The 15,071-nt window shown below is 62.7% G+C and carries 11 protein-coding genes; 1 reads left to right on the forward strand and 10 read right to left on the reverse strand.

All coding sequences use genetic code 11. From position 1 onward, the window contains the following. Positions 1-118 precede the first annotated feature (118 nt). The 5 genes from pstS to PDMSB3_RS14520 form a co-directional block, all read right to left on the reverse strand. The gene (gene pstS / locus PDMSB3_RS14500) at positions 119-1,150 is read right to left on the reverse strand and encodes a phosphate ABC transporter substrate-binding protein PstS (protein WP_007181022.1); all 1,032 of its coding nucleotides are present in this window, start codon (positions 1,148-1,150) and stop codon (positions 119-121) included. A gap of 388 nt (positions 1,151-1,538) precedes the next feature. Next, positions 1,539-2,897, reverse strand: coding sequence for a phosphoglucosamine mutase (glmM, locus tag PDMSB3_RS14505; RefSeq protein WP_011489247.1), 1,359 nt, complete (start codon positions 2,895-2,897; stop codon positions 1,539-1,541). 28 nt (positions 2,898-2,925) lie between these two features. Continuing rightward, complete coding sequence (gene folP, locus PDMSB3_RS14510; protein WP_232064265.1) at positions 2,926-3,738, reverse strand: dihydropteroate synthase; 813 nt, start codon at positions 3,736-3,738, stop codon at positions 2,926-2,928. Between the two features lie 169 nt (positions 3,739-3,907). Beyond that, the gene (ftsH, locus tag PDMSB3_RS14515) at positions 3,908-5,797 is read right to left on the reverse strand and encodes an ATP-dependent zinc metalloprotease FtsH (protein ID WP_007181019.1); all 1,890 of its coding nucleotides are present in this window, start codon (positions 5,795-5,797) and stop codon (positions 3,908-3,910) included. Between the two features lie 187 nt (positions 5,798-5,984). Then, positions 5,985-6,647 (reverse strand): RlmE family RNA methyltransferase, encoded by a 663-nt coding sequence (locus PDMSB3_RS14520; RefSeq protein WP_007181018.1) that lies wholly within the window; start codon positions 6,645-6,647, stop codon positions 5,985-5,987. A 203-nt stretch (positions 6,648-6,850) separates the two neighbouring features. On the opposite strand from PDMSB3_RS14520, the gene PDMSB3_RS14525 reads away from it, so the two are divergent. Beyond that, positions 6,851-7,378, forward strand: coding sequence for a YhbY family RNA-binding protein (locus PDMSB3_RS14525; RefSeq protein ID WP_007181017.1), 528 nt, complete (start codon positions 6,851-6,853; stop codon positions 7,376-7,378). A 127-nt stretch (positions 7,379-7,505) separates the two neighbouring features. Here PDMSB3_RS14525 and PDMSB3_RS14530 read toward each other — a convergent pair whose 3' ends face one another. The 5 genes from PDMSB3_RS14530 to PDMSB3_RS14550 all read right to left on the reverse strand — a co-directional run bounded on the left by PDMSB3_RS14530 (position 7,506) and on the right by PDMSB3_RS14550 (position 15,022). Beyond that, complete coding sequence (locus tag PDMSB3_RS14530) at positions 7,506-8,024, reverse strand: DUF4149 domain-containing protein (RefSeq protein ID WP_007181016.1); 519 nt, start codon at positions 8,022-8,024, stop codon at positions 7,506-7,508. 20 nt (positions 8,025-8,044) lie between these two features. After that, positions 8,045-8,521: a transcription elongation factor GreA gene (greA, locus tag PDMSB3_RS14535; protein ID WP_007181015.1), complete on the reverse strand. Its 477-nt coding sequence runs from the start codon at positions 8,519-8,521 to the stop codon at positions 8,045-8,047. 150 nt (positions 8,522-8,671) lie between these two features. After that, positions 8,672-11,926: a carbamoyl-phosphate synthase large subunit gene (gene carB / locus PDMSB3_RS14540; protein ID WP_007181014.1), complete on the reverse strand. Its 3,255-nt coding sequence runs from the start codon at positions 11,924-11,926 to the stop codon at positions 8,672-8,674. 185 nt (positions 11,927-12,111) lie between these two features. Then, positions 12,112-13,266, reverse strand: a complete 1,155-nt coding sequence (gene carA / locus PDMSB3_RS14545) for a glutamine-hydrolyzing carbamoyl-phosphate synthase small subunit (protein WP_007181013.1) — start codon at positions 13,264-13,266, stop codon at positions 12,112-12,114. A 514-nt stretch (positions 13,267-13,780) separates the two neighbouring features. Next, entirely contained in the window at positions 13,781-15,022 is a 1,242-nt protein-coding gene (locus PDMSB3_RS14550; protein WP_165186718.1) for an MFS transporter, read from the reverse strand. Between the last annotated feature and the right edge of the window lie 49 nt (positions 15,023-15,071).

Below are 15,071 nucleotides of genomic sequence, written 5' to 3' on the forward strand. Positions count from 1 at the left end.
TTCCAGTTGCCGTATGACACGTGTCGTGCGGCCGGTGGTGCCGGAGGGTTAAAGCCGTTGGCCGTCCCCACAAGAGGACGGCCAACGTGTTACGTACTGCGGATGCTGTGCGCCTGACTTACTCGGCGATTGCCTTGCCCGAAGCGTCCTTCACCTTCGACTTCCACTGCGTGCGGATTTCCGACACGACCGAATCCGGCAACGAGATGTAGTCCAGATCGTTCGCGGCTTGCGTGCCGTTCTTGAATGCCCAGTCGAAGAACTTCAGCGTTTCGGTGCCTTGCGCCGGCTTGTCCTGTGCCGTGTGAAGCAGCACGAACGTCGCGCCGACGATCGGCCATGCGTTCTTGCCCGGCTCGTCCGTCAGGATCTGGTAGAACGACTTCGACCAGTCCGCGCCTGCTGCCGCTGCCTTGAATGTTTCCGTCTTCGGCTCGACCACAGTGCCCGACGAGTTCTTCAGTGCGACATACGTCATGTGGTTCTGCTTCGCGTACGCCCATTCCACATAGCCGATTGCGCCCGGCAGACGTTGCACGAAGGCCGCGACGCCGTCGTTGCCCTTGCCGCCCGTGCCCGTCGGCCAGTTGACCGTCGAACCTTCACCGACCTTCGACTTCCAGTCGGCGTTGACCTTCGACAGGTAGTTCGTCCAGATGAAGCTGGTGCCCGAACCGTCGGCGCGGCGAACCACGGCGATGTCGGTATCCGGCAGCTTGACCTTCGGGTTCAGTGCAACGATCGCCGGATCGTTCCACTTCTTGATCTTGCCCAGATAGATGTCGCCGAGCACTTCGCCCGACAGCGTCAGTTCAGCCGGCTTCACGCCCGGCACGTTGACGACCGGCACCACGCCGCCGACCACCGTCGGGAACTGGAACAGGCCGTCCTTGGCCAGCTCGTCGTCCTTCAGCGGAGCGTCCGAACCAGCGAAATCGACGGTCTTCGCGACGATCTGCTTCACGCCACCCGACGAACCGATACCCTGATAGTTAACCTTGCCGCCACCCGACTTCTGGTAGGCGTCAGCCCACTTGGTGTAAATCGGTGCTGCGAAGGTACTGCCCGCGCCGGTGATGTCTGCGGCTTGCGCTGCGATCGCGAAAAGCGCGCCAGCGACGCCAGCGAACACGGTGTGCATCAATTTCATGAGACCTCCAAGGTGTGAGCGGTGTGAGCGAGTAATACGAACACCGCGAAGCTTAGGGTCTCTTTGTGACAAAAACGTGACTTACCGTGAAACGGATGTGACAGTGGGATTACTAAGGTGAAAGGCGCTTGGACGGAAAATCCGCCGGTTTGGCTGAGGGTGGGTGCGCCGCTCTACAGATTAGACGAAAAAGACGGGGCGCGAACGTTTGCGTGTGAGAAGTTGGCGAGCGTGGCGCCGACGGCGAAAGGTGGGATGTTGAGCGCGGCCCGAAAGCTAGCTGACGCAGCCGACGGTTTGGCGGTGCTTCTTTGCCGGCGGACCAGCCGACCGGCGGCGGAACGATCTTGCGATGTCCCGCCGCGCCGCGCCCAAGAAAGGGGCTGGCTTACGCAGTGGCTTGCTTCACCGCGCTGGCGATCGACTCCGCATATTGAACCGCGTCGGCGACATTTTCCGCTTCCACCATCACGCGCAGCACCGGCTCGGTGCCGGACGCGCGGATCAGCACGCGGCCGCGCCCGTTCAGCGCGTCTTCAGCCTTGGCGATGGCGCGGCGGATCACGTCGCTGCCCTTCCAGTCCGCGTCGGGCTTCATACGCACGTTGATCAGCTTTTGCGGGAACAGCGTGACGCCGCCAAGCAACTCGGCGAGCGTCTTGTCACTGCGCTTCATGGCCGCCAGCACCAGCAGGGCGGAGACGATGCCGTCGCCCGTGGAATGGCGGTCGAGAGAGAGAATATGGCCGGAGCCTTCGGCCCCGAGCTGCCAGCCGTGTTCGCGCAACTGCTCGAGCACGTAACGGTCGCCGACCGCCGCGCGTACGAACTTCACGCCGGCTTCCTGCAGCGCCACTTCCACCGCCATATTCGTCATCAGCGTGCCGACCGCGCCCTCCACCTTGCCTTCGGTGGCGATGCGGTCCTTGACGAGGATGTACAGCAATTCGTCGCCGTTATAGAGACGGCCTGCGGCATCGACCACTTGCAGGCGGTCGGCGTCGCCGTCGAGCGCAATGCCGAGGTCGGCATGATTCGCCCGCACGGCGCGCACCAGCGCATCCGGTGCGGTCGCGCCGACTCCGTCGTTGATATTGAAACCGTTCGGCGCGACGCCGATCGGAATCACATCGGCGCCGAGCTCATGGAACACGTGCGGCGCGACGTCATACGCGGCGCCATGCGCGCAGTCGACGACCAGCTTCAGACCGCGCAGATCGAACGCGGCCGGGAAGGTGCTCTTGCAGAACTCGATATAGCGGCCGGCCGCGTCGTCGAGACGCCGCGCCTTGCCGAGTTGCTCCGATGCCGCGCAGGCGAGCGGCTGATCGAGCTGCTCTTCGATCTGCGCTTCCACTTCGTCCGGCAGCTTGTTGCCGTCGGCGGAGAAAAATTTGATACCGTTGTCGTAGTACGGGTTGTGCGACGCGCTGATCACCACGCCCGCGGCGAGCCGCAGCGCGCGCGTCAGATAGGCGATACCGGGAGTCGGCATCGGGCCGGCCAGCATCACATCCACGCCCGCCGCGGAAAAGCCCGCTTCGAGCGCCGCTTCGAGCATGTAGCCCGACACCCGCGTGTCTTTACCGATCAGCACGGTTGGCCGCGTGCCCGTCTTCGCCCAGCGGTCCGCGCCCGCCAGCACCTTGCCGGCCGCGTAGCCGAGCCGCAATACAAATTCCGGCGTGATAGGTCCTTCGCCGACTTTGCCCCGAATGCCGTCCGTTCCGAAATAACGACGTGCCATGTTTTATATTCCTCCTTGGCTTGTGGGCTCAACCGCGCGCGCGGCTGTGATTCGCCGCTTCGCGCATGGCTGCCCAGACTTTCAATGCATCTACTGTTTGCGCGACGTCGTGCACGCGCAGAATCGCAGCGCCCCGTTCAGCGGCGCACACCGCCGCTGCAATACTGCCCGCGACGCGTTCCGGCGCCGGGCGTCCCACCACCGCGCCGATCATCGACTTGCGCGACATGCCGGCAAGAATCGGATACGGCGGCTCGGCCTGCGGCGCCGTATCCGGCAGGTGCGCGAGCAGCGCGTAATTATGCTCGACCACGGCCTTGCCGAAGCCGAAACCCGGATCCACGCTAATGCGGGCACGCGCGACGCCCGCCTGCTCGAGCGTGGCGACCCGCTCCTCGAGAAAGTCCCGAACCGCGCTCACCACGTCGTCATAGACAGGCTCGCCGAGTTGCATGGTCTGCGGCTCGCCAAGCATATGCATGACGCATAGACCGCATTCACTGTCGCACACCGCGCCGATTGCGCCGGGCATCCGGAAACCCCAGATGTCGTTGATCATATCGGCACCCGCGGCCAATGCGTGGCGCATCACTTCGGGCTTGTATGTGTCGACCGATAGCGGCACATTCGCGCCGCGCAATTGCTCGACGAGGGGAATCACCCGCTCCAGTTCATCGTTGAGCGGCACCGGCGGCGCGCCCGGCCGCGTCGATTCGCCGCCGATGTCGATGATGTCCGCGCCGTCGAGCATCATGCGCTCGGCCTGGCGCAACGCATCGCCGCGCATTGCGTATTGGCCGCCGTCGGAAAAAGAATCAGGGGTGACGTTCAGAATGCCCATCACCAACGGACGTTCGAAGCTCAGTTTGAAGCGGCCGCACTGTAACGGCTCGGGAATAGGCAGAGAGGGGAATTCGACTTTCGACACGTGGCGGTGCTTCGCGCAAACGGATAAATGCAAAACGGGCCGGTGTGAAACACACCGGCCCGCACTTTCTACTGGTCGCCGATCAGGCCGGCGCCGTTGCGCTACCGGGCTTGACCTCGGTACCCGGACTGCCGCCCGACGAGGCGTCGGTTGCCGACGGCGTCGAGCTCTTCGGCGAACGCGGCGGACGGCCGGCCATGATGTCGTTGATCTGATCGGCGTCGATCGTTTCCCACTCCATCAGCGCGGCGGTCATTGCTTCGACCTTGTCGCGGTTCTCGTCCAGCAGGCGCTTCGCGAGGTTGTACTGCTCGTCCAGCACGCGGCGGATTTCGGCGTCGACCTTCTGCTGCGTTGCTTCCGAAATGGTGCGCGTGAAACCACGCCCGAACGGCGTTGCGTCGTTTTCGTCGTCGACGTAGACCATCGGTCCGAGTGCGTCCGTCATACCAAAGCGAGCCACCATTGCACGCGCCGTTTGCGTCGCCTTGTTGAAGTCGTCCGACGCACCGGTGCTGATCAGGTTCAGGAACAACTCTTCCGCCACCCGGCCACCGAACAGGATCGCGAGACGATCCAGCAGGTAGTCCTTCGAATACGTTTCGTTGTCATGCTCCGGCAACTGCCACGTCACGCCCAGCGCACGGCCGCGCGGAATGATCGTGACCTTGTGCACCGGATCCGCCTTCGGCAACAGCTTGGCAATCACCGCGTGGCCCGACTCGTGGTACGCCGTGGCACGCTTCGATTCTTCGCGGATCACAGCCGACTTGCGCTCCGGACCCATGAAGATCTTGTCCTTCGCGTCTTCGAAGTCCGTCATCTCGACGATCCGCTTGCCGCGGCGTGCCGCGAACAAGGCCGCTTCATTCACGAGATTCGCGAGATCGGCGCCCGAGAAACCCGGGGTGCCGCGTGCGATCACCGCTGCGTCGACGTCGTTCGAAATCGGCACCTTGCGCAGGTGGACCTTCATGATGTGCTCACGGCCGCGAATGTCCGGCAGGCCTACATACACCTGACGGTCGAAACGGCCCGGACGCAGCAGCGCCTTGTCGAGCACGTCCGAACGGTTCGTTGCAGCGATCACGATCACGCCCGAGTTCGCTTCGAAGCCGTCCATCTCGACCAGCATCTGGTTCAGCGTCTGTTCACGTTCGTCATTACCGCCGCCCATGCCGGCGCCGCGATGACGGCCGACCGCGTCGATTTCGTCGATGAACACGATGCACGGCGCGTGCTTCTTGGCTTGTTCGAACATGTCGCGCACACGAGCCGCGCCGACACCCACGAACATTTCGACGAAGTCCGAACCCGAGATGCTGAAGAACGGTACTTTCGCCTCACCGGCGATGGCCCGCGCCAGCAGCGTCTTACCGGTTCCCGGCGGGCCGACCAGCAGCACGCCGCGCGGAATACGGCCGCCCAGCTTCTGAAATTTCTGCGGATCGCGCAGGAAGTCGACCAGTTCGGAGACTTCTTCCTTGGCTTCGTCGCAACCGGCGACGTCGGTGAAATTGATTGCGTTGTTGTTTTCGTCGATCAGACGTGCACGGGATTTACCGAACGAGAACGCACCGCCTTTCCCGCCTCCCTGCATCTGTCGCATCATGTAGAACCAGAAACCGATGATCAGGATCGTCGGTCCGAGGTAGTACAGCGCGGACACCAGCGCATTGGGTTCGTCATCAGCCTTGCCGCTCACCTGAACGCCATACTTCATCAGATCGCCGACCATCCAGATGTCGCCGGGCGACACGATCTGGTACTTCTGGCCGTCTGCTGGAGTGACCGTAAGGTTCCGCCCCTGGACAATGACGTTCTTGACTTTGCCGTTCTTTGCGTCGTCCATGAACTGCGAATAGGAAACGCCTTCCTGGACACGGGGCTTGTCGAACTGCTTGAACACCGTAAACAGCACCAGTGCGATAACCAGCCACACTGCTGCTTTCGAAAACATATTGTTGTTCAAAGCACCACTCCTTCACTTAGACGGGCGCCTACATTTTCCTTGCGGCACCACGAAAGCATTCTAATCCAGTCCGCAGACCCCTGCCATAAGGTTTCACTACCACAGAAATAGGACAACGTGCCATTGCAGCACCCATTCCCGAGGCCATGATCGCATGGCGGCAGAGGCTGAACCGTTCTGCAGCCCCCTATGCGGGCCGCTTGAGATGCTTACCCAAAATAAACGTTTCTGACGACTTGTCCCGCGAGGCTTTCGGCTTGCGGGCCGCCACCACCTTGAACTGATGCTTGAACTTTTCGACAATCTGGCTGTAACCGCTGCCGTGAAAGCATTTGACTAAAAGGGCACCATCCGGTTTCAGGTGATTTTGCGAGAATTCCAGTGCGAGATCGCAGAGATGCTCGATCCGCGCGGCATCCGCCACCGCCACTCCCGACAGGTTGGGAGCCATATCCGAAATTACAAGGTCAACCTGGCGTTCTCCGACCAATTCTTCCAGTTGCGCGATAACCGAGTCTTCGCGAAAGTCGCCCTGAATGAAATGGACGTCGGCGATCGGCTCCATTGGCAGCAGATCCAGCGCGATGATCGTGCCGTCGATCCCGCCTTCGCGCTCGGCGTCGCGCTGAGCGCCTTTGGCAAGCTTGTTGCGGGCGTACTGGCTCCAGCTGCCCGGCGTCGAGCCAAGGTCGACGATGACCTGCCCCGCGCGGATCAGCTTGTCCTGTTCGTCGATTTCCTTGAGCTTGTAGGCGGCGCGGGCGCGATAGCCTTCCCGCTGCGCCATTTTCACGTACGGATCGTTGATGTGGTCATGCAGCCACGCGGTATTGAACTTGTTTTTTGCCATTAAACGTTGAACTCTTGCTGCGTGATGTCACGCTTTAGCGGATAATACGCGGTTAATTCGCGCGGCCACCGCCAAAACTGGCGGCCATCCGCGATTCTGTTGTTCTGACGCGCCGCCCTGCCGGATCGCCTCGAATCAAGTCAATCGAACGACTGAACCGGGGAACGCAGGTGTCGCCATTTTAGTCGAGTCTCCCACTTTCCATGCCCGCCCTCAAAGTCTCTTCCGATCAACGCGCCGAGTTGCGCTCCCAGGCACATGCGCTCAAACCGGTCGTGCTCGTCGGCGCCGAAGGCTTGACCGACGCTGTGCTCTCCGAGATCAAGGTTCACCTTGGCGCTCATCAGCTCATCAAAATCCGCGTGTTCGGCGACGAACGCGAAGCGCGCCTTGCGATCTACGAAGAAATCTGCGAGAAGCTGAACGCGGCGCCGATCCAACATATCGGCAAGCTGCTGGTGATCTGGAAACCGGAAGCCGCACAACCGGCGGTGAAGGCCAAACGCGGCGCGCTGCCGAGCGCGCGCGAAGCCGCTGTGGAAGCCAAACCGGGCAAGGGCCGTGCGCCGCGCGTCGTAACGGTCGTGAAGCCCAGCGAAATCCCGATGCGCAAACCCAAGGCCAAAGCGGTCGTGGTGCGCGGCAATGAACGTGTGACTCAAGGCGGCAACATCAAGCGCGCCAAGAAGCGCCAAAGCAGCGCGAAGCGCGCCCATCAGTCGTCGAAATAAGCGAAAGATGAGGGGTGCGGGCAAATTCCGCACCTCGGCGCTGACTGCCAGCCATGACCTGCAAGCTCTACATTGCTCGTGCAAATCGCCAAGGCGATTTGCACGCAAACCGGAGAGTCTCCGCCAGTCAACCGCGTTGGCCCGTGACCTTGCCCGCCGTGCCGCGGGCACCGTGCTCCGCCGCAGCACCGCTTGCACCCGCGGGTAACTTCCACACCAGCGCCACGCCCAGCAGGCTTTCGATCAGATAGAACAGACTCGACACGCCGTGCAAAATGCCAAAGCGCGTCGCATAAGCCGAATGTCCGACATCGCTGCCCGCTTCGAGCGCGGCAACGCGCATTGCATTCATGAACGGCTGCAACGCGAAATAGCCGATCAGCACGCACACCAGCATGCTCGCGATCAGCCAGCGCAACCGGCGATAGGTGTCACCGCCGCGGCGAACCAGTACATTCGCGAGACCCAGCAGCAAAATGCCGCACACCGCCCCGAGCACCCCTTCAATGCGGAACAGTTGCGCCGCGACCGCGCCCGCCGTCATCCGGTCGAGCGAGGTGAACAGCACGGGCGCGACGGCATAGCCGATAGTCAGCAGACTGCCGACCCATACCACCGTAAATAACCGGAATAGTCGATGTGGCATCTGGGGCACCAGCGGCGCGTTCAAACGTAGCTGACCGCGATGATTTCGTATTCGCGCACGCCACCCGGTGCCTGCACCGATGCAACGTCGCCCTCCGACTTGCCGATCAGGGCACGCGCAATCGGCGAGCTGATCGAGATCAGACCGTGGTCGATATCCGCTTCGTCGTCGCCGACGATCTGATACTTGACGGACGCACCCGAATTCAGGTCTTCCAGCTCCACCGTTGCGCCGAACACCACGCGACCGTCCGCTTCCACCGCCGCCGGATCGATCACTTGCGCGCCGGCCAGCTTCGATTCGATTTCGGCGATCCGGCCTTCGATAAAGCCCTGCTTTTCCTTCGCCGCGTCGTATTCCGCGTTTTCCGACAGATCGCCCTGGGCACGCGCTTCCGCGATCGAATTGATCACCGAGGGACGCTCAACCGATTTCAGGCGCTGCAATTCATCGCGCAACATTTCCGCGCCGCGCTTAGTCAATGGAACAGTGCTCATAAACAACTCTATGCAAAAAACAGCCGTAAAAAAAATCACCGCGGTTAAGTGCATTCCGCGGGGGCAGAGCACCGGGCAAAACCCGGCGCCAAGCACCTGCGGAACGCCGCTTAACCGCGGCACTTACATCTTGGACAGGTATTCGAAGCCTTAGTTTAGGCGAGCGTGCAAGCCTTGTAAATCATAGACTTCCAGGTCCTTCAAATAGCGCAAACCTTCCACTGCTGCGCGCGCGCCGGACATGGTCGTGTAGTACGTGACCTTGTTCGCCTGGGCGCTCATGCGGATCGAACGCGAATCGGCGATCGCGGCACGGGTTTCGTCGACGGTCGTGAAGACCAGCGCGATTTCCCCGTTCTTGATCATGTCGACGATGTGCGGACGGCCGTCCTTCACCTTGTTGACGACCTTGACGGGCACGCCGGCCGCTTCGATCGCGGCGGCCGTACCCTTGGTCGCGACGATCGGATAACCGAGCTCGTGCAGCATGCGCGCGACTTCGACGGCCTTCGGCTTGTCCGCGTCCATCACGGTCAACAGCACCGTGCCCGACTCCGGCAAACGCGAACCCGCCGCGAGTTGCGATTTGAACAAAGCTTCGCCGAACGTCTGGCCCACGCCCATCACTTCGCCGGTCGAACGCATTTCCGGTCCGAGCACCGGATCGACGGCCGGGAACTTGACGAACGGGAACACCGCTTCCTTCACGCTGAAGTACGGCGGGTCGATTTCCTTCGTCACGCCTTGCTGCGCGAGCGTCTGGCCGACCATGGCGCGCGCCGCGATCTTCGCGAGCGGCAGGCTGGTGGCCTTCGACACGTACGGCACCGTGCGCGAAGCGCGCGGATTCACTTCGAGCACGTAGATGACGTCTTCTTTCGAACCGTCCGCCTGCGGCACCTGCTGGATCGCGAACTGCACGTTCATCAGGCCGACCACGTTCAGCGCCCGAGCCATTGCGCCTGTCTGGCGCTTCAGCTCAGCCACGGTTTCCTTCGACAGCGAATACGGCGGCAGCGAGCACGCCGAGTCGCCCGAGTGAACGCCGGCCTGTTCGATGTGCTCCATCACGCCGCCGATGAACACCGCCTCACCGTCGGAGATGCAATCCACGTCGCATTCGATCGCGTCGTTCAGGAAGCGGTCGAGCAGCACCGGCGAGTCGTTCGACACCTTCACGGCCTCGCGCATGTAGCGCTCGAGGTCGCGCGGCTCGTGGACGATTTCCATGGCACGGCCGCCCAGCACGTACGACGGACGCACCACCAGCGGATAGCCGATTTCGTCGGCGAGCTTGAGCGCTTCGTCTTCGGCGCGCGCGGTGCGGTTCGGCGGCTGACGCAGACCGAGATCCTGCAGCAGCTTCTGGAAACGCTCGCGGTCTTCCGCGGCGTCGATCATGTCCGGCGACGTGCCGACGATCGGCACACCGTTCGCTTCGAGATCGAGCGCGAGCTTCAGCGGCGTTTGACCGCCGTATTGCACGATCACGCCGACCGGCTTTTCCTTGTCGACGATTTCGAGCACGTCTTCGAGCGTCAGCGATTCGAAGTACAGACGATCGGACGTGTCGTAGTCGGTCGAAACGGTTTCAGGGTTGCAGTTGACCATGATCGTTTCATAACCGTCTTCGCGCATGGCGAGCGCGGCATGCACGCAGCAGTAGTCGAACTCGATGCCCTGGCCGATCCGGTTCGGGCCGCCGCCCAGCACCATGATTTTCTTGTTGTTCGTTGGGTTCGCCTCGCACTCTTCCTCGTAGGTCGAGTACATGTAGGCCGTTTTCGTGGCGAACTCGGCCGCGCACGTGTCGACGCGCTTGTACACCGGGCGCACGTTCAACTCGATACGACGTTGACGCACTTCCGCCGGCTTCGCGCCAAGCAACTTCGCCAGACGACGATCCGAGAAGCCGCTCTGCTTCAGATACTTCAGCTCCTCCTTCGAAAGGCTCGCGAGCGTGCGGCCGGCCAGCGCCTTTTCCTTCAGGACGATCTGCTCGATCTGCGCGAGGAACCACGGATCGATCGAGGTTTCTTCGAAAATCTCCTCGGCCGTCATGCCGACCCGGAACGCGTCGCCCACGAACCAGATACGGTCCGGACCGGCTTCGCCGATCTCGCGGATGATCTCGTCGCGGTTATCGGTCTTTTCGTCCAGACCGTCCACGCCGACTTCCAGACCGCGCAGCGCCTTCTGGAACGACTCCTGGAAGGTGCGGCCGATCGCCATCACTTCGCCAACCGACTTCATCTGCGTGGTCAGGCGCGAATCGGCTTCGCGGAATTTTTCGAACGCGAAACGCGGGATCTTGGTAACGACATAGTCGATGGTCGGTTCGAACGACGCCGGGGTCTGGCCGCCGGTGATTTCGTTCTTCAACTCGTCCAGCGTATAGCCCACCGCGAGCTTGGCCGCGACCTTGGCAATCGGGAAACCCGTTGCCTTCGAAGCGAGCGCCGACGAACGCGACACACGCGGATTCATTTCGATCACGATCATCCGGCCGTCTTTCGGATTGATCGAGAACTGCACGTTCGAACCGCCGGTGTCGACGCCGATCTCGCGCAACACCGCGAGCGATGCGTTACGCAGGATCTGATATTCCTTGTCCGTGAGCGTTTGCGCCGGCGCGACGGTGATCGAGTCGCCGGTGTGGATGCCCATCGGGTCCAGGTTTTCGATCGAGCAGACGATGATGCAGTTGTCCTTCTTGTCGCGGACCACTTCCATCTCATACTCTTTCCAGCCGAGCAGCGACTCTTCGATCAGCAGTTCGCGCGTGGGCGACAGATCGAGACCGCGCTTGCAGATCTCTTCGAACTCGTCGCGGTTGTACGCGATGCCACCGCCCGAACCGCCCAGCGTGAACGACGGACGAATCACCACCGGATAGCCGCCGCTGCCGGTTTGCGCAGCGATTTCCGCTTGCACCTGGAGCGCTTCTTCCATGGAATGCGCGGTGCCCGATTTGGCCGAACCGAGGCCGATCTTGGTCATCGCGTCTTTGAACTTCTGGCGGTCTTCCGCCTTGTCGATGGCTTCCGGCGACGCGCCGATCAACTCGACCTTGTATTTCTCCAGCACGCCGTGCGCGTGCAGATCGAGCGCGCAGTTCAGCGCGGTCTGGCCGCCCATCGTCGGCAGGATCGCGTCGGGGCGCTCCTTCGCGATGATGCGCTCGACCACTTCCCACGTGATCGGCTCGATGTAGGTCACGTCGGCCGTGTTCGGGTCGGTCATGATCGTCGCCGGATTGCTGTTGACGAGAATGACCTTGTAGCCTTCCTCACGCAGCGCCTTGCATGCCTGCGCGCCCGAGTAGTCGAACTCGCACGCCTGGCCGATGATGATCGGACCCGCGCCGATAATGAGGATGCTCTTGATGTCTGTCCGCTTGGGCATAACGCTCTCGCTAATGTATTCCTGAATTCTTTCCGTCGGCGCGCGTCGCTGCTACGTTGCGCGCGCTCTGCTCTGTCTGGTCCGGCTCGCCGCTTGTGCGTCGCTGTTCGCCGTTGTGCGCAGCGTGTGCGCCGGTCACGCGCGGCGCGGTGTGAACCGTGCGCCGCCGGGACGTGTCTGCCGCCTTATGCCGCCGCGGTCTTGCCGGCCTTCTTCGTGTCCATCAACGCCGTGAAGCGGTCGAACAGATAGGCGATGTCGTGCGGACCGGGCGACGCTTCCGGGTGGCCCTGGAAGCAGAACGCCGGCTTGTCGGTCAGCGCGAAGCCCTGCAGCGTGCCGTCGAACAGCGAGACGTGCGTGACGCGGGCATTGGCGGGCAGCGTGTCGGCATCGACCGCGAAGCCGTGGTTCTGCGACGTGATCACCACGCGGCCGTCGTCCAGATCTTTCACCGGATGGTTCGCGCCGTGATGGCCGGTCTTCATCTTCATGGTTTTGGCGCCGAGCGCGAGGCCCATGATCTGATGACCGAGGCAGATGCCAAAGGTCGGAATGCCGCGCTCGATCAGTTCCTTCGTGGCGCGAATTGCGTAGTCGCACGGTTCCGGGTCGCCCGGACCGTTCGACAGGAAGACGCCGTCCGGATCGAGCGCGAGCGCGTCAGCGGCGGAAGCTTCCGCCGGCAGCACGGTGACGTGACAGCCGCGTTCGGCCAGCATGCGCAGGATGTTGTACTTGACGCCGTAGTCGAACGCCACCACGCGGTACTTCGGCGCATTTTGCGTGCCGTAGCCGCTGCCCAGCCGCCATTCGGTCTGGGTCCACTCATAGGATTCCTTCGTCGACACGACCTTCGCGAGGTCCATGCCCGAAAGGCCCGGGAACGAGCGTGCGAGTTCGACGGCGCGGGCTTCGTCGTCCGAACCGGCGAGGATCGCGCCGTTCTGCGCGCCCTTGTCGCGCAGAACGCGGGTGAGCATGCGGGTATCGAGACCGGCGATGGCAACCACGCCTTCGTCCTGCAGGTATTGCTGGAGCGTGCGCTCCATGCGGAAGTTCGACGCGAGAACCGGCAGATCGCGAATGATCAGGCCGGCGGCATGGACTTTCGTAGCTTCGACGTCTTCGGCGTTCACGCCGACGTTGCCGATATGCGGATACGTGAGGGTCACGATCTGGCGCGCGTAGCTCGGGTCAGTCAGGATTTCCTGATAGCCGGTGATAGCGGTGTTGAACACGACTTCGCCGATGGTATGCCCGGGGGCGCCGATCGAGTAACCACGAAAGACCGTGCCGTCGGCGAGCGCGAGCAGAGCGGGAGAAAATGACGGCAACACGGGAGACTCCTTGGGGAACACCCTGTTGCCGACCTGTCTATCCGACTGCGAGCCGCAGCGAAACGCATCCACGGGATGCGCGCGCAGACTCGCTCGCGAACTGCCGTTGACGTTGCAAGGGGCGCGATGGGTCCATTGTGTGGACGGATCGGCTGGGGAACTGGTCCTCGGGCCCTGCTTGCTACGCCAGCGGCGCGCGGCGGATGAACGGTATGGGAGAGGTAGGCGCTAGGGTGCGGGTTGATAAGCTCAAACCTTGAAATTATAGCGCGAAAGTGCCCTTCCTTCCAAATCCGAGATGGCGTGCGCGCGTGGGAAGGCCTCTCTCAACGTCGCTCAAAGCGCTGCTGGGGGCTGGCGCAGACGGCGCTGGACGTGATGCACACGGCCCCGAATCGGGATAGCGCACCAGGTAGCGACGACTGCCGGGATAGCGCTGGCGCGGGGTGCTCACGGTCTGAGAATCGGCGCGCGAGGCGGCATCAGGACGGGCGCGCGACAGACTCGCCCGAACTCAAGCGCCCTGTTCCGCGTGAACTTCGGCCGGGCGAACCAGCTCGCGGCCAGGCAAAACGTACCAGATCGCGCTCAACACCTGCAGCACGACCAGAATGCCCCAGGCGCTCAGATGCGCGGCCGCCGGATAATGGCCACCGCTCGCGGGCCAATGCGAGAGCACGGCACCGACGCCGATCTGGAAGCCGAAAATCAGCAGGAAGATCAGCAACGTCAGCGTGGTATTCACCCGCCCGATCATTTGCGCCGGGAAGTGCCGGGCCATCACCGCGTAGCTGAGAATGCCGGTGCCGCCGAAGATCCCGTACGCCGCCCACAGGAGAGCCGCGGGCAGCGGCGCCTTGAACATGATCAGCAACTGCGTCAGAACGAACAGCGCCATGCCGACGCCGCAAAACGCATAGAGCGAGATGCCGCGCCGCTCGAGACTGCGCGCCGCCGCGCCGAAGCCCACGCAACCGGCCATCATCGCGAAGCCGAGAACCGAGACGAGCGCCGCGGCTTCGCGCGGCTCGAAACCCTGCACGTCACGCAGCCACGCGCCGACCCAGAGCGACTGCATGGCATAGAACACGCCTTGCGTGACGACTGAGAACGACGCGATCTTCCAGAACGCCGCGCTGCGCAAGATATGCAGCGTGCCTTTGAACTGCGCGCCGAGACCGGCCTGGTGATGCGTTTCCTTCGTGTCCGGCGCGAGCGTCCATTGCGCCAGCGCGACCAGCACGGTCAGCAAGCCCAGCCCGACGCAGACGGTCCGCCAGCTCGCGAACGTCAACACCCACGTCAGCGGCGAGCCGACCATCACGCCGCCGAAGCCGCCGATCGCCATCACCAGTCCGTTCATCAGCGGCAGGCGCGCCGGCGCGAAGTGCTGGGCCAATGCCTTGAACGCGGCGCCAAGACAGACAGAGACGCCGATGCCGATCAGCAGGCGCCCCACCATCATCATGCCGACGCCTTGCGCGGCGCCGAACACCCAGATGCCGAGCGCGGCAAACAGCAGCGTGGCAGCCGTGACCCGCCGCGTGCCGAAGTGATCGAGCAGCACACCGGCCGGAATCTGTGCACCCGCGAAGCCGAGAAAGTAGAGACTGGTGAGCAGCCCCAGATCCGCAGCCGAGAGGCCCAGATCATGGGTAATGAATGGCGCGAAGCCGAGGTTGACGCCGCGGAACACGTAGGAAACAAAATAACCGGCAGAGAACAGCAGGAAGACACGCAACTGGGTCGACGACATGAGCTTTTGAATTAGGCGGCTAGCCGAATCGGTTTGACCAAAGCACGAA

This window comes from Paraburkholderia dioscoreae, assembly GCF_902459535.1.
GTDB lineage: Bacteria > Pseudomonadota > Gammaproteobacteria > Burkholderiales > Burkholderiaceae > Paraburkholderia > Paraburkholderia dioscoreae.